Here is a 20,053-nt window from a genome sequence, read left to right on the forward strand (position 1 = left end):
GAGCCATTTTTATTATAAATTCAGGGCTTGTTTGTTATAATAAAATTATTATCACTACCATCCGCTCCTCGATTGAAAATAGAAAAGAGCAATCATGCGTCGTGCATCGATTTTCACTGCGAGTGTGACCACCGCCCTGACGCTGGCACTGGCCACTCCGGCAGCATCAGCAACCCCAACGGATTTCATTAAAAACCCGCTGGAGCCAACCCCTGACCCGCAGTCCACTGCGATGGTCGAACTGCCAACTACCCCGGCGCCGACCACTACAGTTGACGGTCGCCACGTTACGGTGACCGACGGCTATATGACGTCGGAGGATGGCAAGGGCACTCAAATCTACTGGAAGTCCAACACCATTCCGAACGCCAAGGCCACTGTCGTCGTCGTGCATGGTGCTGCAGAGCACCTGGGTCGCTACGAGTGGGTAACTGGCAAGCTTCTGAACGCCGGCTACAACGTCTACCGCCTCGACCACCGCGGTCACGGCCACACGGGCCAGGTTGAAGGCACTCCAGTTGCTCGTGGTCACATCGATGATTTCCACTCGCTTGTCGATGACCTACACATGCTTGTAGAGAAGGCCAAGGCGGAGAACCCGAGCACGAAGACCTTCCTGCTCGGCCACTCCATGGGCGGTCTTGCTGTGGACTTCCACGGCATCAAGTACCCGGGCAGTGTCGATGGCATCGTCGCCAACGGCGGTGGCGCTCTGTTCAACCCCTACGGCGGCACGGACAAGGGCGAAACCATCACTCCAGAAGCCATGACCGATGTCGAGCGCGAAGCCCAGCCGACGATTTACCAGCGTCTGCCGTTCCAGGACATGACTACTTTCAACACGCGCATGCTCAAGGAAGTACCGAACCGTACCGAGATGCGCGTCCCATCGCTGCCGGGCACTGACCTGATTCAGGTTGGCAACCCGCTGGGTGCGAAAACTTCTTCTTCCCAGGCAGTGCGTGATGAATACGGCACTGATCCGTACAACAACTCCAAGCTTTCGCTCGGCATGGCTCAACAAATGGCGTTTGCCGCCACCTACAACGGCACCAACTCCGTCGACTTCGTTGAGCCGACCCTGGTCATGATGGGTGGCCAGGATGAGATTGTGCCACCGTTCTTCTCGCGTGACTGGTACAACGGCATCTCGTCCACCGACAAGCAGCTGATCGAGTTCGAAGGCCAGTTCCACGAGGTATTCAATGAACCGGCACAGCACCAGGCCATTGCGACGGCTATTGCCTGGCTCGATGAGCGCATTTAATTGAACGCTAAATAGGAACCGAACCGGTTCCTAGCTGTTACAAGTTCTTCATAGAGCCAACCCGGTGGGATGAGGGGCGATTGTCTTTTGACAATTGCCCCTCATTTTTCTTTGTTCTGTTCTCTCTGTGCGGTATAGGCGTGCAGTACTTGGCAATACAAACTACTGGGGGTATAGTTGGCATTACAAGGTACTAGGTATGAAAAGGATTCTGCTCAAACAACTTCCTTCTACCGCCGGAAAGAAAGCACAACGCCATGCCCAAACGCCCACAAACACAACTGAAGAAGGGAGTACTCGAGCTCGCCATTCTCAAGCTGATTTCTCGCGAAGAACTCTATGGCGCGGCACTCGTCGCAAAGCTCAACGCCTACCCCCACCTCAGCGCGCCCGCAGGAACCGTCTACCCCCTACTCTCGCGGCTGACCACCAACGGCTTGATTAGCAATCGCTGGGAGGAATCCCCCAAGGGGCCGCCCCGCAAGTACTACTCACTAACAGACAAAGGACAGCAAACACTCACGCAGCTACATCAGGACTTCATCGATCTATCCGCCGACATGACCGCACTATTTTCCGAGGATCCCCAATGAACACCTACCTCACCGCCATCGACCACAAACTGCGCGAAATCGGAACATCGCCCGCACAACGCAAGGCGATCATTGCCGAGCAGGAGAGTCTTCTGCAAGAGCTTAACGACGTCCACGCGGACCTGGCCGAAGAGCTGGGAACGGCGACCGAATACGCCGAGCGAGTCGCCGAGCAAGTTGGTGAACCGAGCGCTTTGCGACGCTACCTCAGCAACCCACTTCGAGCATTTTCCAAGCGCGGTCGCGCTTCCCTGTGGAATATGAACGACCCGCGGATTCTCCAACCTCACCTGTTGGGTTTTGGCTGGTCTATCAATTGGGCTGCAGTAGCCACCAAGCTCGGGATTGTCCGCCCGGACGATATTGACGGTGAGGTTATCTCTGAAATTCCGGCTCGCGCACTGCAGGCGACCGCTTTTCTCCCCGCGGCTGTGACGGTTGCGCACGGAGTCGCACTGGCCAGGTGCTGGAAGCAGTTGCCTTCAGAAGTCCACACAAAATGGAAGCTAAACGGCGAGGCAGTTCAAAAGACAGCACCGAAGGAAACTCTGCTTCTTCCCTTCGTGGTTTCTACGGTCGGAGCTGGATTCTCAGCTGCTTCGCTGCTCAAGGCAGATGACCGCGAAGATACTCTGCGCGTCGCGTCCCTAGGTACTCTCACTTGCGCCATTGCTCCAGCTCAGCTGATCGGCGTTCTCACGGAAGAAAACTCCAAGATCAATCCAGCATTAGTCCAAGCCGGTGTTGCCACGGCATCGGTCGCAGCTTCGGCCGCATGCCTTGTCTTTCCCCTCCGAGCCGGACTGAAGGCTACCTGGAAGAAAGCTGGGGTGGCCTAGATCATGCCGATGTAATTTGGGCAGGTCAAAGCGTTACTCCGCAGCCCGTCAGCACCGGCCTGCTCGCTATTGCAATCGAAGTACTTCACAGCTAGGAGCTGTAGGCCAACAGCTCCTAGTAGAAGACGTTGCCTCTCCGCCTAGGATTCCCCTTTTCCCGCCGGCGCAGCCCGACCGCTTAGTCGGAGCATTGTGGCCGCAGCTCCTACATAATCGGCGCAATCGCCATCAATTCCGATGCAATAGCCGGAATAATCGCAAGACCGCCGGAAAACCAATACTGCAGCTTGCCCATTTCTAATGGTGCGCCCAAACCAATCTCAATCGAGGAAAAATCATTAGTTTCCCGTGGTTTTCCTCGAACAAGTGCACAATAGACAATTGCCACGGCAGCCCATAGCATGGAATACATGGGATTTAGCGGCATCCCCGGAAGGAATTGGACGGCCATTCCCAGGACGGTCACAACGCTCAGTATCGCCACTCGCCACGGCAGCTGACCTGGCGCTTCGAGCCTAGTCGCCCGCCATACTGCAGAGGCAAGCACCGCCCAGCAGAGCAAAACCAGCGTGCGCCCGCCTTTTCCAATCAGCGGTGCAACAGAAAACTCCGCCAGCGCCACCGCAACAAATAGCAACGGGATATACCCACGCCGCACCAGCCTGCGCAGCATCAACACCGGCAAGGAAGTTTGCGCGAACGGCCGCTCCTTGACCTTGGCACTCCGCAGCCAGGAAGCAGCGTAAATATTCGATGCCAGCTCCGCATTAAAGAACATCACGGTCACACGAGTCATCGATTGTGTCACGCCATTAGAAAGCACCGTCGCTAAACGACGTGGTCGTGCACCCCCAAGGACATATCGAAAAACCCCGCCAATGCCGAACCCAAATACGGTGAACACCAGCACTTGGAGCCAGCCGTCGCGGTCAATGCCGGGAAATCGACGTGCGGGGCGATACTCCCATTCCCATCGGTCGCGGTCAACGGACCTCAGCGGAGCCATTCGTTCCGCAATGATGACCAGCAGGAAGATAATCCCTACTAAGCCAACTACTTGAAATACGTTGAGAGGAAAACTCAAGCCTTCAAGGTTCACAGTCGAATCTCCCAGTCTGCCTCATCGATGAGACTTGGCGAATGCGATGCCACAATCACTGTGAATCCAGACTGTGCCATTTGGCGAAGTTGCGCGCACAGCAGCCGAGTCCAATCCGCATCGAGATGGCGCTCGGGTTCATCCAACACAACAACCGGAGCCGCAACCGCCAATTGGATTCCCAAGTTTGCCCGCTGCTTCTGACCGCTCGAAAGCCGACTGGGCAAAGTGTTGGGCAACTCAGCAACGCGCCATGGCTCCAACCGACTCAGCAGCGTGTCCATTCCCACACCTGTGCGCAGGGAAACCAGGTTAATATGCTCGCCGAGAGTTAAGTCCGGTAGAAATGCTGGATCAGAAATGCTGGTCACGCAGCCAGCGCCTTGCGGGCTTGACGGATCAACGAAAGTTTCTTCGCCCTCGCAAGCAACCCGCACAGTACCTTCGATTGGCTCTATCTCACCAGCAATGGTGCTAATCAACGTGGATTTTCCCACCCCATTCGGGCCGGTGATACTGACAAATTCCCCCTTACGGATCTCCGCGCTAATCTCACCAAGAATGCTGCTGTGTCCATATACGCAGTCAACTTCGAGCGAAGTTTTTCCTAGTTCAATCATGCCGCTGCTATCGATCCTCTTGCCAAATTATTGACTCAATCCCCCACCTACTTCTTAGCGCAGTCACCCCACCCACGTCTTGGGAATTGAAAATTGGCCCAGCCCACGCGAACCCAGCGAGCCGACGCGAACCTATCGCCGGCCAGGTCGACGGCATGCTGGAGGACTTCCCTGCCTCCGAGGCCTTGGATCGAGTATGCCGGAAATCGGTATCAAGACCGCAGCACAAATCTTGCTTTCCATCGGTGATGGATCCGACTTCGCATCCTCTGGCCACCTGGCCGCCTATGCAGGAATTGCTCCTGTGACACGAAAATCAGGCCCACCAACACCAGTTGATGGGCACAATAACCATGCCTAAACCTACCCCCAAGAGTTTCACTTAAAAACTCCGATTTAGGCTTGACAAAAACATAGGGACGCCCCCTAGGGCACTTCACGACACCTATGGCACCTCATGCCAGCTGTGGAGGTGGCATGAGGTGCCATAGGTGTCGTGAAGTGAGTGTGTGGCTGTGTCGGGGCCACACCTACTTAACCGGCTCGAGAACTTCCTTGCCCATCATGAACGGACGCAGGGCCTCCGGAATCACCACAGAACCATCGGCCTGCTGGTGGTTTTCCAAAATGGCGACCAGCCAACGCGTCGTAGCCAGCGTGCCATTTAGGGTGGCGCAGTACTGGGACTTGCCATCGGCATCGCGGTAGCGGGTCTTCAAACGACGAGCCTGGAAAGTCGTGCAGTTCGAAGTCGAGGTCAACTCGCGGTAAGTGTTCTGCGTCGGCACCCACGCCTCGGTATCGAACTTGCGGGCAGCCGATGCACCCAGGTCACCACCAGCAACATCGATGATGCGGTACGGAACATCGACCGCGGCCAGCATCTCGCGCTCCATGTTTAGCAGCTTCTGGTGTTCTGCCTCCGCCTGCTCCGGCGGACAGTAGGAGAACATCTCCAGCTTGTCGAACTGGTGCACGCGCAGGATTCCGCGGGTGTCCTTGCCGTAAGAGCCCGCTTCACGACGGAAACAAGAAGACCAACCAGCGTAGCGACGCGGCCCCTCCGACAGGTCAATAATCTCGTTGGAGTGGTAGCCGGCCAGCGCGACTTCCGAGGTACCGACCAGGTAGAGGTCATCTTCCTGCAGGTAGTAAATCTCATCGGAGTGCGCACCGAGGAAACCGGTACCCGACATGGTCTCCGGACGAACCAGCACCGGCGGCACCATCAGCTGGAAACCATTCTGAGTTGCCTTCTGAGCAGCCAGGTTCATCATGGCCAGCTGCAACATGGCACCGTAGCCGGTCAGGAAGTAGAAGCGGGAACCGGAGACCTTGACGCCACGCTCCATATCAATAAGTCCCAGCGACTCACCGAGGTCCAGGTGGTCCTTGGGCTCAAAATCGAACTGTGGAATCTCGCCGATTTCCTCCAGCACGACAAAGTCATCTTCGCCACCGGCGGGCGCACCCGTAACGATGTTGCCAATCAGATACTGCAGACGCTCGACCTCAGCCTCGGCTTCCTTCTGCTTCGCTTCGGCTGCCTTCACGGCGTCGGAAAGCTCCTTGGCTTTCTCCAACATGGTCGGACGCTCTTCCTTCGACGCCTGACCAATCTTCTTACCGAAGCCCTTCTGCTCCGAACGCAGCGCGTCGGTGGAGGCAATAACCTCACGGCGCTTAGCGTCAGCTTCCAGCAGCTGATCGACCAATGCCGGGTCCTCACCACGGGTGCGCTGGGACTCGCGGGCTACTTCAGGGTTTTCGCGGAGAAATTTGAGATCAATCACGTCCCCTAGAGTACCTGGTTTACGTCGGCAAGCAGGCACAAGGCATGTTAGAGCGCCGCTTCCGCTCCTGAGGCGACCAGCAGCGCGCCGAGGACGAGGAAGATTACACCGGCGACAGTGTCAATCCACGGCCCTGCCAGCACCATTCGCTTGACGACGGCATCCGTCGACACCACGATTGCGATAAATAGGAAGAAAGCGATTTGGGAGACGATTAGCACCAGTGTACAAAGCACGAGCGTCCCCACAGATGCGCCCGCGGGAATGAACTGTGAAAGCACTGCGGTGAGGAAGAGAACAATCTTCGGGTTCGACATGTTGGTGAAAAAGCCCTGGCGGAACGTCGCCTTCGGCGACCGGAGCGCCTCGCTTCCCAGGGCTGGTGCGGCACAGGCGCGCAGTTCGCGGAGGGTATTGATGCCTGCCTTGGCCATACTGATGCCCATGTAAATGAGATAACAGCCACCGACAAGTTGAATTACGCCCATCAGCAAAGGATTGGCGGTAATGACGGCTGCGAACCCAAAAACTGTGAGGGTCATCCAGATTGTGGCGCCAGTACTGATACCCGCGACTGCCGCGATGGCGTGCCTTCGGGATTTGGTGGCAAGGCGCAGGACTAAGAAGACGTCAGGCCCTGGTGAGGCCATACCAATAATGTGGACGCCCAGCAGGCTAAGTAGTGCAGTCCAGGTCAAGACTCGTGTCCTCGGGTAGCGAACAAATACCGGACTATTGTAGTGCTTAAAACTCTTGAGCAAACTCGGACAGAGCGTCAATGGCAGAGCTCCTTGCCACGACATCGACGCTCATGGGGACGTTGTCGCTTTTAGCGTTACCTTGTCCACAGGCTCATTGGCGGTGCACAATGGGGTCACTATGGCTGATGACAATATGAACCAGGATCGCGAGCACGCTGCCGCCACAGACACTGACTCCGGTGCAGGTACTGGCGCAGATGCCAGCGCTGGTGCATCCTCCGTAGCCAGCAACGATGCCAACGCTTCGAATAACTCGCGTGGAAGCTGGGGAATGCGCGCTTTGTCGACGGCAATGCTGGTCGGCGCCGCGGGGATGGCATTCGCGCTGCAAGCGGGAGTCATCGAGCCACCGAGTGGGCCACTTGGGGGCAAGGGTTCGTCGGCAAGCGCGTCATCGTCGACAACGACCATCGTCGACAAGGAGACGACGGCGTTCACCAGTGCAACCGCGGGCAACTGTCTGGACTGGAACCTGGCAGAAGATTTGAATGTTTCTGACTTCCGCGTCGTGCCCTGTGAGCAGCCGCACGCTTATGAGGTGGCCAAGAAACTGAATCTCGCCGATTACGAGGAACATCCGGGGCAATACGCCAAAACTGCCAACTACCCGACAGCAGACAATTTGGTGGCTCTGCAAAATGGCGTGTGTCGCAACACTGTGACTGAATACCTGGGCGGCCAGTACGATCCAGACGGTCGATTTATCACGGCACCGATCATTCCTTCGCCTAGCCAGTGGGAAAAGGGTGACCGAACCTTCCTGTGCGGTATCCAGGTCGTCGATGAAGACGGCAACACGGCGCACATGTCCGGTCCTGCGGCCGGGCAGGACCAGTCCCGCGTGTTCGAGGGCGGCCGCTGCGTGACATTGGACGAAAACGGCGCCATCCGCCAGGTGCCGTGCGTGGAAGATCACCTGATGGAGTCGACGGGAATTGTCAATCTCCGCGACCACTTCGGTGACAATGTCCCCACTGACCAGGAGCAAAATGATGTGCTCGCAGAGCAGTGTGTGACTCTGGCGCAGAATTACCTCGGTGGCGACGACCCGCTGTACAACTCAACGCTGCTGCCATTTTGGACGTCACTGTCGCAGGAGTCGCTCAATGCTGGCTCGCGCAGTGTGAACTGCTGGTTGATTAAGGACAATGGCCAGGGCGGGTTCGCCACTCTCAATGGCCACGCTAACGAGTCCTTCACTATCGACGGCCAGCCGCCCGTGGCTCCGCCACCGCGCAATCCGCTGCGGGAGGAGCAGGGTGACGCTGGCGCTGGCGCTGGCACAGGTGACGTCGGTGAGGTCGGTGCCGACGGTACTGGCGCAGGAGCAGGCGCTGCGGATAACGCAGTCGCTCCCGCCGGACAGTAGAACAATCGGCCAGTAAAACAAGAGGACATTGCGAGGCAGCACCATAAATGGTTGACGTTAGCCCGGAGCGGTTCGATGCACTTGTCGATGAGGCCATCGACCGCATCCCCACGCAGTTTCTCGACCAGCTCGATCAGGTCATCATCCAGGTCCACCCGTATAACCTCGACGAGCCCACACTGCTGGGCCTCTACGAGGGGATACCTCTGACCGAGCGTTCTAACAACCACTGGGGTCCACCTGACCAAATCAGCCTGTATCGCGACATGCTCTGCCGCATCAGCCGCACCGAAGAGGAGCTGGTGGAGCAGATTCGGGTCACTCTCCTGCATGAAATCGGGCATTATTTCGGCCTCGAGGAGGAGGATTTGGACCGACTCGGCTACGGGTAATTTTGTCCCGCCGTGCACGGTCTCGTTCCTCTCGCGATGCTGTCCCCTCCCCTCTTCTTCCCTGTAACCTTAATAACCATGAGCGACAACTCGAGCGAGAAGCCAGAAATCAGGGTCGGCGACAGGGAGCGCAACGCTGCCATGGAGCGTCTCGGCAATCATTTCGCTGATGGCTACTTGGATGTCGATGAGTTCTCCAAACGCGCCGAAAGTGCTGCTTCCGCTAAAACTCGGGCAGAACTGCAAACTCTCTTCGCGGACCTGCCCGCTGAGGTCTCCCCCGAGAGTTCACAGGGCACCCCGGCTAATCCGCAGCATCAAAGTGTCGATCAAGAGCTGCAAAACCTGATGAAAAAGGGCCGCCAGCTCAACATTGTTGATTCTGCTGCAGGCGTTATCGTATGTGTCACTATCGTTCTGATGTTTTTCACCAATATCGATAACGCGTGGCTCGGCTTCATCGTCGCTGCGGCCGTTGCCCTTATCGGGCGCGCCGCCTTGAACATCAATGATGACGAAGAAGAGCTCCTCAACGAAATCAACGAAGAGGAATCCAAGCGTCGCACAGAACGCCTACGCCTGGCAGCTCAGAAGCGCCGCGAGATTCAGGAGGGCCAGCAGTAACGGTCAGCAGTAACGGTCGCCGTTTCGCTCCCTTCTAGGGCAACTCGCTGTCGCCCCAGCGACGCACATCCCACGCGCCCGGTTCAATGCCAGCACGCTTGCCGACGGCCACTGCGTTCGGAACCAGCTCAATTCGCTCGGTATTGGCAATGCGGTGTCGCAGTGCGTATTCCGGATCCACCCCGGTCAGATACTGCCCAATCAGACGAATAGCCGCGCCGTGGCTGACAATGACGACATCCTTGCTGCTGGCCTCCCTGGACTCCTTGGATTCACCACCTGTCGCTCCTGCCTGCTCCAGCAGCTGCTGTAGCGTCGGCAGGTACCGATTCAGCACGTCAGCACCGGATTCACCGCCGGGAAGGCGGTACTCCAGCTCTCCATTGAGCCACTGATAGAAGGCGCGCATGTACTCCATGTGCGCATCGCGATCATTGCGCCCCTCAAGATCGCCGGCCTGAATCTCGTGGAGACCACCCTCATGGCGGATGCGAACGGAAGTCTCTCCCAGGTGGTGCAGACTCGCGACCGCGCCTGCACCAGTTTGGCGTGCACGCAGGGCATGGGATGTGACAATGTCACCGATTCTGTGGACGTCGGGAAGCAAAAGACGTCCCAGACTGCGCGCCTGCCTCACACCGAGGTCGGTGAGCGGTGCGCCCGGCAATGCGGTATCCAGGCGGCGGTTGATGTTGCCGGTGGTCTGCCCGTGGCGGATGAAAATGATGCGCTGGGAATCAACCGGCATGACAGATTCAGGGCGGTCTGGGCGGTCATCGAGGAAAGGCAGCTGTCCAACTGGATTTTCGGGCGCGGTGGGTGTCATGTTTTACCTTCGTCCTTCCTTGAGCGCGTCGACCCATTCAATTGACTGGGAGATATCCGGCGGCGGGGTCATAATGCTGCGGCGACCGCCCTCAGCAACCGGCCAAGATCCCAGATACCGCAGGTCTTCGGCGTATTCGTGCAGTGCCGCGAGAGCCGCCGCAACCTGTGCATCATAAACGTGGCCGTTGCAGTCGATGTAGAAGCGGTAGAGGCCGAAGAGCTCGCGTGTCGGCCGCGACTCGATGCGGGTGAGGTTGACCTGTCGCACTGCGAACTCATTCATGGCGCGCATCAGTGTGCCGGGCTGGTTCGGCAGCGTGAAGGAGACCGAGGTGCGGTCGGCGCCGGTGCGCGGCGTCGGCACACCAGGGCGCCCCACCAGCAGGAAACGGGTTCGGGCACCGCGCACGTCGGCGACCTCAGTGGCCAGCGCCTCAAGTCCGAGCAGCTCACCCGCGCGGGCCGGGGCAGCGCAAGCGTCGTGGGTACCCTCGGCGACCTGGTGAGCCGCCGCCGCATTGGAGCTGGCCTGATGAACTTCCACGCCCGGAAGGTTGGCATCCACCCACTGTTTGACCTGCGGATACGCCACAGGATGTGTCGTAAAAGTACGCACCTGTTCCGCCGTCGTACCGGGACGGACCAGGATAGAGAAGACCACCCCGACCTCGGTTTCACGGAAAACCTGCAGCTCCGGCCCAGCAGCGAGGGCATCAAAAGTTGGTGTGACGGGACCGTCCACGCTGCTTTCGATAGCCACGCAGGCGAAGTCCGCTTCCCCTCGGCGCACGGCTCCAAGCGCGGCCGCGGGACTATCCACCGGCACGGCATTGACCGCGGATTCCCCTGCAGGATCAATCTCGCCAGCACGCGCCATGTCCCACAGCGCCTGCTCGGTGAATGTGCCCGCTGGACCCAAATAAGTAACCGTCGTCATAAGCTCAGATTAGAGGGCTTCTACACTTATTGCATGACCTTTTCTTCCGAGATGCCCGCCCGCGCCCTCACTGAAGCCGTGCGCAGTGGCGCAATCTCGGTATCGGAGATCGTTTCGGAATTCGCCACGCTTGCCGACGACGCCGCGGCCAATCCCGCCCGTTTCGGTATTGCCACGTCCTTGGCCGAGCACGCTGTCGACCGCGCACGCAGCCTCACTGCCCAATCAGAGGCCGCCCGGCGCGCTAGCCACGGCCTCCCGCGTGACCTCCTGGGACTGCCAGTGGCGATCAAAGACCTATTCACCATCGCCGGTGTCAAATGCACGATGGGCTCCGCCAACTTGGCTTTCACCGCCACCGAAACCTCGGAACCCGTGGCGAAACTTCTGGCTCGCGGCGCCATCCTCACGTCGACTACACACACCTCCGAGGTTGGGATGACGGCCTACACCGAGCCGATTGGCTACCCGGCTCCGGAAAACCCCTATTTCGCCGTGCCCGATCAGCTGTCCAATCAACCGGATACCACGCCACGCACTCCCGGTGGTTCCTCGGGTGGCAGCGCGGTGGCTGTCGCAACTGGTGTCGTTCCCGCAGCTCTGGGCTCTGACGGTGGCGGTTCCATCCGCGTGCCTGCCGCCTGCTGTGGCCTCGTTGGGTTGAAGCCAGCACACGATATTGCGGGTGGAAATCTCTCCACGCCTGCCTTTCTCACTCGCACAGTCGATGACGCAGCGCTACTGGCCGGGGTGCCCTTTCCCGCAACCTCGCATGTTTTCCGACGGTCCCAGCGCCCCCTTCGCATCGGTGTCACTATCAGCCCTTTTCATGCTGAGGTGGACGTCGATAAGCGCTGGGCAAACGGTGCGTGGGCGGCGGCTGACCGTCTTGCCGACGCCGGGTATGAGGTGGTGGAAGTGCCCAGCCCCTATGACCCGGCAGGTCCGGACGTGTTCGAGATCTTTCGACGGACCATCACGCGAATGTCCACGAAATTACCGCGCGCGGACTACTCCGAGATCGTGCAGTGGATTCGCGCCTGTGGCCAGGAGATTTCCGCAACTGAGGCGGCGGCGACACATCAGCAGCGGATGGCTCTGCCCGGCGCGATTCGATCGCGTTGGGAAGTCGATGCGGTGATTACGCCAACGCTGGCGTTTGATCCGCCACGTATTGGGCATTTCTCTGCGTTGGCGCCGTGGGAGGACTTTGACGAGCAAACCCGGTGGACACCGTGGTTGTCGCTGTGGAATCTGACTGGGTGGGCAAGCGTGTCCATGCCAATTGCTGTGCCGGGCACAAGCGGCAGCACACCCAATGCGAAGCTCCCCGCCACCAGCGTCAACATCGGTGCGGTGCACTGCGGTGAGGCAGAGCTACTGGAGATCGCTAGCGTGCTGGAGGCTGCTAACGCCAGCTAACGCACGTACTTCGCTGCCATTGCCGCTGCCTGTCCGGCGTATCCGCCACCAAATAGCACCGCGTGCATGAGCACCGCGTAGAGCTGGTGGAGTTCGCAGCTCTCGGCGAAATCCGGCAGGGGATGTACAGATTCGTAGCCACGCAAGATCTCATCGAAGTGCGTTGCCCCGAATAGCGCCAGCAGTGCCAGATCTTCCTCGCGGGCTCCGCCGTGTGCCGCGGGGTCAATCAAGATCGCGCCGTCTGCATCCCACATGAGGTTTCCCCACCACAGGTCACCGTGGACACGCGCGGCGTCTGGCTCGTTGTCGAAATCTCCAGCCAAGAGCCGATCAATGAGCTGGTCAAAGATATCTAGCTGACGGTTATTGTAGGAGTTTTCCAACTTTCCCAGCGCAGGCAGAAGACGTCCTTTCGCCCAGTATTCACCGAAGCTCTCCCGTGGAGTCAGGTCCATCTGTAGTGGCTGATCCAGCGGACCGAAGTAGCCGTGCCCCTCCCACTCATCGGGGCCGGCACCCCAGCCAGCGGCGCCCAGATTGTGGGTAATAGCCAACGATTTTCCAAACTCGTACGCTGCCTGTGGATTCGGCGCCATCGACTCAATTCGACGCAATTTCAGCGCATGCCCGCTCACGCCCAGCACATCCACGACGCGCGCACCACCGTCAGATTCGCCCTCGCGCAGCCAGTCCAGCCCCGCCGCCTCACAGGCGAAGAACCCTCGAGGGACACCATGTCGGCTCTTGACATAAACATCCGACTCGTTGACTGCGCATTCGTAGTTCTGGTTCATTGCGGACATATTTCCAGCATATTCTTCTTCGGTCCCAAACCCTTTCAGCACGTCGCATGCAGGGTAACGCCAGCGCTACCACTACTTGTATTGCTGTGTCGGTTCTCTTAGTGCACTGTCGTTGCCTATTCTTAATTGGTATGGAAGGCAACTTCGACGACTCGCGCATTGCCCGCGACCGATACGGCAGACCGCTCAAAGATCGCTATGGTCGCCCCATCTACCGCCGTGTGGACGAGGCGTCGCCGAAGCATGCTCGCCCCCGTGAGGCCGATTCGCGTGGCGCTTCACGACGCCCCATCCCTCCCCGCCCTGACCGCCGTTCTCGGGCAGGGGCAGCCCGCCCAGCGCCTATGCCTCCACGCAGGTCTAGGCCGCAACCAGAACGTCGGCAGGCGCCACTGAACGAAACGCGCATTGAGTCCCGTCCACCGATGAACCGGACCGGTAGCGGACGCGCTGGCAGCGATCCGCGGTTTCCTCCACCCGGCTATAACCCGGATGCGGATTTCCAATCTTCCTCGCAGGGTTCGTCGCAGGACTACTACAGTGCCCCACAAGCAGCGAGTTCTGGCCGTGGTGGACGCCGCAGCAGTCGTGGCGGAGCCGGTGCCAGGTCGAGCTTCCACACGCGACGCATGCGGCTGCCACGCTTGCGCTTTAAATCCATCATCCTGGTTGTCGTCATCTTCCTTGTCGCCACGATGGCACTTGTCGACATCCGCCTGACCAGGGTCGACGCGTTCTCAGGTCTGACAAATCGCCCTGCCAATACGATGTCCTCCAACTGGTTGCTCGTCGGTTCGGACTCTCGTACGGGCTTGTCAGAGGAAGATGCCGCCAAGCTGTCGACGGGCAGTGGTGATTTCGGCCAGCGCACAGACACCATCATGATTGCCCACATTCCGGTGTTCGGTAAGCCGAAGTTGGTCAGTATCCCGCGTGACTCCTTCGTGGATATCCCGGGCAATGACAAAAACAAGATCAATGCGGCATTCGCATTTGGTGGCCCCCAGTTGCTCATCGACACCGTAGAGAAAAACACTGGGATTCACATCGACCACTACGCCGAAATTGGCTTTGGCGGTTTCGCCGGTGTCGTCGACGCTGTCGGTGGCATCGAAATGTGCCCTGAAGAAGCCATCGACGACCCGCTGGCAGGCCTGAATATTCAGGCCGGTTGCCAGAAATTCGATGGCGCGAGTGCCCTGGGTTACGTGCGCACGCGTGCTACCGCCCAGGGAGACTTGGACCGCGTAGAGCGGCAGCGTGAATTCATGAGTGCGCTGATGGGACGGCTGAAGTCACCTGCGGTATGGCTCAACCCCTACCGCTGGATTCGCCTGGCCAATGCTGGCACTAAGGCCGTGCTCGTCGGCGATGGTGACCATGTCTGGAATCTGACCTGGCTGATGTTGCGCATGCTGTTCGGTTCCGATTCTCTTACCGTGCCCACCTCAGGCGCCATGGATACCGGTTATGCGGGCAATGTGCTGCTCTGGGACGAAATCGAAGCGCCAACACTTTTTGCGGAGCTGAGATAGCCAAGAGAGTAGCTAAAACTGCTTCAGATAACTTAGAGACAACTAACGCGTGTGGCTCAGCTTTTCGCTGAGCCACACGCGTTAGTTCTTAAACCAGTTCCGCCTAGTTCCGAATGGTCACCTGACGGGACACGATGGTCTCACGGGACTTACGCTCCTCGGCGGTCAGCGGCTCTTCGCTGGCCAGCGCCTCAGCGATACGCTTGTCGGCCTCTTCCACGGCAGCAATCCAGTGGTCGTGCGGCTTGGTGTTATCCAGGTCCCAGACCGGCACCAGCACGCCATCGGTACGGAAGACACCGGCGAACTTCGTGCCCTCGCCCAGCGAGAGGTTGTCCGCAGCGTGCACGCGTGCCAAGGCATCCAGCAGCGGCTTCTCATCTTCACGACGCACCCAGCGGATGTGGGCGCGCTCGCCCGGATCAATCCACCACACAGCACCAGCGGCCTTCGCATCCAGGCGGTATGACGGGAGAATCGCGTCGTTAGCCACGGCCAGGTTCTGCTCGATCATCGGGGTGCGTTCAATGCCCTTGGGAATCCACCACTCGAAGTCCTGGTGGACCTCCATGTTGTCGAGATCCACGGCGGTCAGGACGTCGGTAAGCGGTGCAGCCTCGCCGTCAGTAGCGGCCGAGAGCTGCTGACCCGGCTCTGCATCGCGAGCCCATGCCAGCGCACGGGAGAGATCCGCAGCGCCGTCATTGGTGCGAGCCTGCGTCTGCAGCGCGACGAAAGCCTCATTGCCCTGGTCAGCGGCACGCGTCAGTGCGGCTACGCCACCCGGCAGCACGGTGCAGAGCTTGATGTCACGCTCAGCGTCAGCGACCGTGACCGGAATGACCACAGCCGGAGCGAACTCGCGGACAGCCACGATGTCAGCCTCTTCGTCGAAGTCTTTGAACGGACGCGGATTGCCCAGCAACGCTGCACGCTCAGCAGCGCGGGCTGCCAGCTTCGCCTGACGGCGGCTCATGCCCTCCGGGGCCTGATTATTCTTCTTACGAGATTTCTTTCCCACAAGGCCACAGAATACCTATTCGCAGTCCGTAATTCGCGACTGCCTGGGCTACTTATAAAAATCGTCGACGAATTCGCTCGCCGTTCCTTCGAAAAGCTGCTTGTCGACGGCCAACGCGCCCGCCTCCCCTTGTTCATCGGTAGCTTCGCTGGGGATGAAGCCCTTGGACCAAAAACCGGGCTGGGTGCACTCGCGACCTGCCCCAACGGGAATGTTGCGATGCACTTCCTCGGGAGCCAACACGTAGCGGAGTAGCCGCGCCGTAAGGGCAGTTGTCACACAAGCTAAAACAGTGATGATTCCGGCCTGGAAGTATGTCCTGGACACGTCGGCAGCGATAAACCAACCCGTTGCAAGGGGCCACAAAACGCAGGCCAGATACCAGATAAAGCGACCTGGCCCCATTACGGCAGTGACTCCTGTTTCAGCCAACGCGACCACGGGCCCCGTGATGTTGCGCACTGGCCACATGTGCATCGTGCGCACATCCGTTGCCGTGCGCGACAGCAGTGGGCGGGCATACGTTGCGCGGTCACGCAGCACCTGGAGGGTCTTGTAGACCGAAAAACCCAGACCAATGAGGGAAACCATTCCGCAGAGACCGAAAGCCCACGCTCCCAATTCGCCGAGGAGGGAAACCACCAAATCCTGGCCGGGGCTCAGGATGCTCATCCAGATGAATACGGTAAATGCGGCGAATACTCCGGCGCCGCTCATTGCCCATCGAAAGACGCTATCCGCACGCTTGCGAACAATCTCATCGGCCTTCCAGCGCGGCGTCGCACCTGTGATGGCCGAATCCGAGACAGTCGGCTGCCAGCTCTGCTGCGGTGGCAGCACCACCTGAGGTGGGGACTGCTGTGGCTGCTGTTTTGGAGACTGCGGCGGCACAGCCCACCCCGCGTTTTCTGCCTGTTCATTAGACATTTTCCGCAGGGCTCCTCTCGTACGCGCGGCCGGCTTCTTCCGCAGTCTTTTCTCCCACGGTGTTTTTAGGTGCGCTCCCCCTAACCTACCTAAACTAGCCCGGCCCCTAACCCAGCCACTAGTCCGACCAGCTGCGAATCTTCCGCAGCATGATGCGGCTCTTACGCTGCGAACGTCCCATCTTCCGGGCCAGGTTGTTCAAAATCGCGATGGCCTCGGTAATGTGCGGCCCCTTGTTCAGCATCACGCACTCGGCACGCAGGGCGAAGGCCGCATCGGTAATCTCCGCGCGGGACGGCAGGCCGGCCTTGGCCATGTTCTCCAGCACCTGAGTACCCAGAATGGTCGGCACACCGGCTGCCTGCGCCAGCGTCAGAATCTGGCCTGGGACCTCACCCATACGGTCGAAGCCCAGCTCCACAGCCAGGTCACCACGAGCAATCATCAGACCGGACTTGGCGCGCTTCATGCTGGTGATGATGATTCCCGGCAGATTCTGGAATGCCGGAATAGTCTCAATCTTCAGCACAACACCCAGGTTCCGAGCCTTCGACGCCAGGTCCTCACGGCCCGCAGCCTCATGTTCTGCCGCAATCTCATCGAGCACCTTGTAGACGTACTCAGCATCCCCCTGCGTGCGAATAAAGCTCACCGCAGCAATATCCGCATGCTCCACCACAAAACGCAGGTGCTCAATGTCTTCGTCGGTAAGCGAATTGAGCGGCAGGTCGGTGTTCGGCAGATTGATGCCCTTATGCGCCGCCAGCGGCTGACCATTCGGCTTCGTACGCAGGACACGCAGCTGGGCATCGACGTGACTATCTTCGCTTGACGACGTCTCGGAGACCTCAACCACCTCAGCGCCAAGTGCACCGTCGTCGAAAAGTACCGGATCGCCCGGTTTCAGAGCCGCCACGGCAGACGGCAGCGAACAGGAGACGCGTGGAATTTCATCGTCGGTGCGTGGAATGGTGGTGATTTCCTCACGGCTGGTGAGAATAAACTCATCCCCAGTGTGGAAACGCAGCTTTTGCACGGTCGGTGGCACACCACCAGCGCGCGTGACCTCGTAGTTGCTCCGCAGGTGTGTGCCCTCGGCGATCCACGCGTTCTTCTCCCCCTCGGCGAGGACAGCCTCGACCTCGCCCTCGGAGTCGGTGTCGATGCGCACAACGGTGAAGTGACGCTTGGCCGAGCGGGAGTCATGCAGCGTGATGACGTCCTCGAGCTGCAGCTGCTCCAACCACCCCTGATCTGCTTCCAGCGGCAGTGCGGGACGCCCCGGCAAATCGCTCGGAGCTGGCTTGGGGTGCTCATCCAGCCGTGGAGTCAGCCAAATCTTGGACTTGGAGATGACCGTGCCGGCGTCGTCACGCACAACACGGGCGCGCCCCACACGCGGCCCCGGTTCGATATCGCCTGTGCGCAGCTTCGGGCCAGCCAGATCCATGGACACGAAGATGCGGCGACCGGCCTTCTCAGCTGCAGCATTGACGTTGTCAATCATGCGGCTCCACTGCTCAGGGCCGTCGTGGGCGCAGTTGATGCGAGCGAGATCCATGCCAGCGGCAGCGAAGCTCTCCACCAACTCTGCATCGTCGGCGGCCTCGGCGGGCAGGGTCACCATAATGTGCGAAGTGACATCCGCGCGCTCCTGACCGAACAGCTCGGTGGCGTTGTTATCCAGGGCAATATCCGCGCGCTCATCGTCGGCAATAATGCGGGCGACATCGATGTCTGAGGTGCGCCCCGCCAGCGCCAACAGCGCGTTGAGAGCGAGCTCAAGGCGCCCCCGGGTGAAAGTCTCCACCGTAGTCAGACTGGTCACGCCGAGGTCGTGCAAGCTGTTTTGCAGCTCACGGATGTCAATTGTGCGCAGGTGTGCGTAGTGCAGCAGGTTTTCCGCGTGCCGACGGCGCTCCTCCGGCACCTCTGCGAGCAGTGCAGAAGCCTCCACCGAGACGTCGTCCAACTCTGTGATCAGATCAGTGACCTTGCTGATGAGGTCATCCAGACGCGGTACGGCCGCGCCGCTTTCAGTGTTGTCAGTTGCTGTTGCTGTGTCTTGAGGGCTCTGCGCTGCCATAGAGAAGGCACTCCTGTGTTTAAGACGAAGCGTTGGCCAGAGTCGGCCACGCGGGCCAATAGAAGGTGGGCATTCTCATTCTCAAATGAGACGGCCGAAAGCGCATGTCGAGAAGACATCTGCTCTCGCTACCAGCAGTTACTTCCAGAATGGATCCTGCACATCTCGGAGCGTCTGAATGGACTTGTCCAGCTGCTTCTTTTCGTATTCGTCCAGCTCAAGCTCGATAACGCGGCGAACTCCTCGACGGTTCACAATGGCGGGTGTTCCGATGAACACGTCCTCATGACCGTATTCACCTTGCAAGTATGCGGAGACCGGCAGAGCTACCTCTTGGTTCTGGAAAATGGCGCGCGTAATGCGGGCCAGACCCATACCGATTCCGTAGGAAGTGGAGCCCTTGGCATCGATAATCTCGTAGGCGGCATCACGGGTTCGGATGAAGATGTCCTCCAGCTCGTCGTGAAGCGCGGGGTCGGCGGCGAGGCGCTTGGACAGACTGACGCCTGCAACGTTGGCGCTGGACAACACCGGCAGCTCGGAGTCGCCGTGTTCACCAATGATGTATGCGTGCACGCTCATCGGGGAAACATCGTAGTATTCACCCAGCATGTAACGGAAACGTGCGGAGTCCAAGATGGTGCCGGAGCCGAAGACACGGTTGTGTGGCAGCCCGGAGTACTTCCACGCGGCGTATGTGAGTACGTCGACGGGGTTGGAGGCGATCAGTAGGAGCCCATCAAAACCGCTGGCCATGACGGAATCGACGATGGACTTCATAATTTTCATATTCTTGTCCACCAGCTGTAGGCGAGTCTCGCCGGGCTTTTGTGCTGCGCCTGCACAGATGACTACCAGCGCGGCATCGCCACAGTCGGCGTACGTGCCCTGAGTGACTTTGGTGCGCGACGACGCCCACACGACGCCATGGTTTAAGTCCATGACGTTGCCCATCGTCTTCTTTTCGTCGATGTCAATGATTGCCAAATGGTCGACAGTGCCTTGGTTGACCAGCGAGTACGCATATGCCACGCCGACGTCGCCAGCGCCGATCAGCACGACCTTATTTCCTGTGGATAGCTTCATAGCCCTCGAATCCTTCTCAACCGATTCGGAAAACGTTGCGACACCCCA

General features: G+C 59.2%; 19 protein-coding genes and 1 pseudogene. 9 read left to right on the forward strand and 11 right to left on the reverse strand.

Annotated elements, in window-relative coordinates; genetic code table 11:
- Positions 1-94 precede the first annotated feature (94 nt).
- The 3 genes from HMPREF2614_RS01240 to HMPREF2614_RS01250 all read left to right on the forward strand — a co-directional run bounded on the left by HMPREF2614_RS01240 (position 95) and on the right by HMPREF2614_RS01250 (position 2,699).
- Entirely contained in the window at positions 95-1,267 is a 1,173-nt protein-coding gene (locus HMPREF2614_RS01240; protein ID WP_038626972.1) for an alpha/beta hydrolase, read from the forward strand.
- Between the two features lie 257 nt (positions 1,268-1,524).
- Entirely contained in the window at positions 1,525-1,860 is a 336-nt protein-coding gene (locus tag HMPREF2614_RS01245) for a PadR family transcriptional regulator (protein ID WP_038626974.1), read from the forward strand.
- On the forward strand, positions 1,857-2,699 hold the full coding sequence (locus HMPREF2614_RS01250; RefSeq protein ID WP_038626975.1) for a DUF5808 domain-containing protein: 843 nt from the start codon (positions 1,857-1,859) through the stop codon (positions 2,697-2,699). The genes HMPREF2614_RS01245 and HMPREF2614_RS01250 overlap by 4 nt, the downstream gene beginning before the upstream one ends.
- A 205-nt stretch (positions 2,700-2,904) precedes the next feature.
- Here HMPREF2614_RS01250 and HMPREF2614_RS01255 read toward each other — a convergent pair whose 3' ends face one another.
- A complete protein-coding gene (locus tag HMPREF2614_RS01255; protein WP_141745461.1) occupies positions 2,905-3,798 on the reverse strand; it encodes a hypothetical protein in 894 nt (297 codons plus the stop codon).
- Entirely contained in the window at positions 3,795-4,418 is a 624-nt protein-coding gene (locus HMPREF2614_RS01260; protein ID WP_070559880.1) for an ABC transporter ATP-binding protein, read from the reverse strand. The genes HMPREF2614_RS01255 and HMPREF2614_RS01260 overlap by 4 nt, the downstream gene beginning before the upstream one ends.
- Before the next feature lie 176 nt (positions 4,419-4,594).
- On the opposite strand from HMPREF2614_RS01260, the pseudogene HMPREF2614_RS01265 reads away from it, so the two are divergent.
- Positions 4,595-4,740 (forward strand): annotated as a pseudogene (locus HMPREF2614_RS01265) (transposase); the annotation flags it as partial.
- A 208-nt stretch (positions 4,741-4,948) separates the two neighbouring features.
- Here HMPREF2614_RS01265 and serS read toward each other — a convergent pair.
- The gene (gene serS / locus HMPREF2614_RS01270; protein ID WP_038626983.1) at positions 4,949-6,211 is read right to left on the reverse strand and encodes a serine--tRNA ligase; all 1,263 of its coding nucleotides are present in this window, start codon (positions 6,209-6,211) and stop codon (positions 4,949-4,951) included.
- A gap of 47 nt (positions 6,212-6,258) precedes the next feature.
- The gene (locus HMPREF2614_RS01275) at positions 6,259-6,909 is read right to left on the reverse strand and encodes a LysE family translocator (protein ID WP_070559901.1); all 651 of its coding nucleotides are present in this window, start codon (positions 6,907-6,909) and stop codon (positions 6,259-6,261) included.
- Positions 6,910-7,090: 181 nt separating this feature from the next.
- Between HMPREF2614_RS01275 and HMPREF2614_RS01280 the strand changes: the two genes are divergently transcribed.
- The 3 genes from HMPREF2614_RS01280 (at position 7,091) to HMPREF2614_RS01290 (ending at position 9,357) form a co-directional block, all read left to right on the forward strand.
- On the forward strand, positions 7,091-8,341 hold the full coding sequence (locus HMPREF2614_RS01280) for a septum formation family protein (protein ID WP_222867040.1): 1,251 nt from the start codon (positions 7,091-7,093) through the stop codon (positions 8,339-8,341).
- A gap of 47 nt (positions 8,342-8,388) precedes the next feature.
- Positions 8,389-8,733: a metallopeptidase family protein gene (locus tag HMPREF2614_RS01285; protein WP_038626990.1), complete on the forward strand. Its 345-nt coding sequence runs from the start codon at positions 8,389-8,391 to the stop codon at positions 8,731-8,733.
- 78 nt (positions 8,734-8,811) lie between these two features.
- The gene (locus tag HMPREF2614_RS01290; protein WP_038627001.1) at positions 8,812-9,357 is read left to right on the forward strand and encodes a DUF1707 SHOCT-like domain-containing protein; all 546 of its coding nucleotides are present in this window, start codon (positions 8,812-8,814) and stop codon (positions 9,355-9,357) included.
- A gap of 34 nt (positions 9,358-9,391) precedes the next feature.
- On the opposite strand, the gene HMPREF2614_RS01295 is transcribed toward HMPREF2614_RS01290, so the two are convergent.
- Both HMPREF2614_RS01295 and pheA read right to left on the reverse strand, forming a co-directional pair.
- Positions 9,392-10,183 carry a histidine phosphatase family protein gene (locus tag HMPREF2614_RS01295; protein ID WP_038627004.1) on the reverse strand — a complete coding sequence of 264 codons (792 nt, stop codon included), beginning with the start codon at positions 10,181-10,183 and terminating at the stop codon, positions 9,392-9,394.
- Positions 10,184-10,186: 3 nt separating this feature from the next.
- Positions 10,187-11,122 (reverse strand): prephenate dehydratase, encoded by a 936-nt coding sequence (pheA, locus tag HMPREF2614_RS01300; protein ID WP_038627007.1) that lies wholly within the window; start codon positions 11,120-11,122, stop codon positions 10,187-10,189.
- Positions 11,123-11,155: 33 nt separating this feature from the next.
- Between pheA and HMPREF2614_RS01305 the strand changes: the two genes are divergently transcribed.
- Positions 11,156-12,544, forward strand: coding sequence for an amidase (locus tag HMPREF2614_RS01305; protein WP_038627010.1), 1,389 nt, complete (start codon positions 11,156-11,158; stop codon positions 12,542-12,544).
- On the opposite strand, the gene HMPREF2614_RS01310 is transcribed toward HMPREF2614_RS01305, so the two are convergent.
- Entirely contained in the window at positions 12,541-13,350 is an 810-nt protein-coding gene (locus HMPREF2614_RS01310) for a fructosamine kinase family protein (protein ID WP_038627012.1), read from the reverse strand. The genes HMPREF2614_RS01305 and HMPREF2614_RS01310 overlap by 4 nt on opposite strands.
- A 131-nt stretch (positions 13,351-13,481) precedes the next feature.
- On the opposite strand from HMPREF2614_RS01310, the gene HMPREF2614_RS01315 reads away from it, so the two are divergent.
- A complete protein-coding gene (locus HMPREF2614_RS01315) occupies positions 13,482-14,885 on the forward strand; it encodes an LCP family protein (RefSeq protein ID WP_224792260.1) in 1,404 nt (467 codons plus the stop codon).
- 103 nt (positions 14,886-14,988) lie between these two features.
- On the opposite strand, the gene HMPREF2614_RS01320 is transcribed toward HMPREF2614_RS01315, so the two are convergent.
- From HMPREF2614_RS01320 to HMPREF2614_RS01335, 4 genes are all read right to left on the reverse strand, one after another.
- Positions 14,989-15,906 carry a DUF5926 family protein gene (locus tag HMPREF2614_RS01320; RefSeq protein WP_038627014.1) on the reverse strand — a complete coding sequence of 306 codons (918 nt, stop codon included), beginning with the start codon at positions 15,904-15,906 and terminating at the stop codon, positions 14,989-14,991.
- Positions 15,907-15,954: 48 nt separating this feature from the next.
- Positions 15,955-16,833, reverse strand: a complete 879-nt coding sequence (locus HMPREF2614_RS01325) for a hypothetical protein (RefSeq protein ID WP_070559883.1) — start codon at positions 16,831-16,833, stop codon at positions 15,955-15,957.
- 118 nt (positions 16,834-16,951) lie between these two features.
- Positions 16,952-18,919, reverse strand: coding sequence for a pyruvate kinase (locus HMPREF2614_RS01330; RefSeq protein WP_083300186.1), 1,968 nt, complete (start codon positions 18,917-18,919; stop codon positions 16,952-16,954).
- 138 nt (positions 18,920-19,057) lie between these two features.
- A complete protein-coding gene (locus tag HMPREF2614_RS01335) occupies positions 19,058-20,005 on the reverse strand; it encodes an L-lactate dehydrogenase (RefSeq protein ID WP_070559885.1) in 948 nt (315 codons plus the stop codon).
- Positions 20,006-20,053 lie beyond the last annotated feature (48 nt).

It is taken from the genome of Corynebacterium sp. HMSC074C11 (assembly GCF_001809455.1).
Taxonomy (GTDB): domain Bacteria; phylum Actinomycetota; class Actinomycetes; order Mycobacteriales; family Mycobacteriaceae; genus Corynebacterium; species Corynebacterium amycolatum.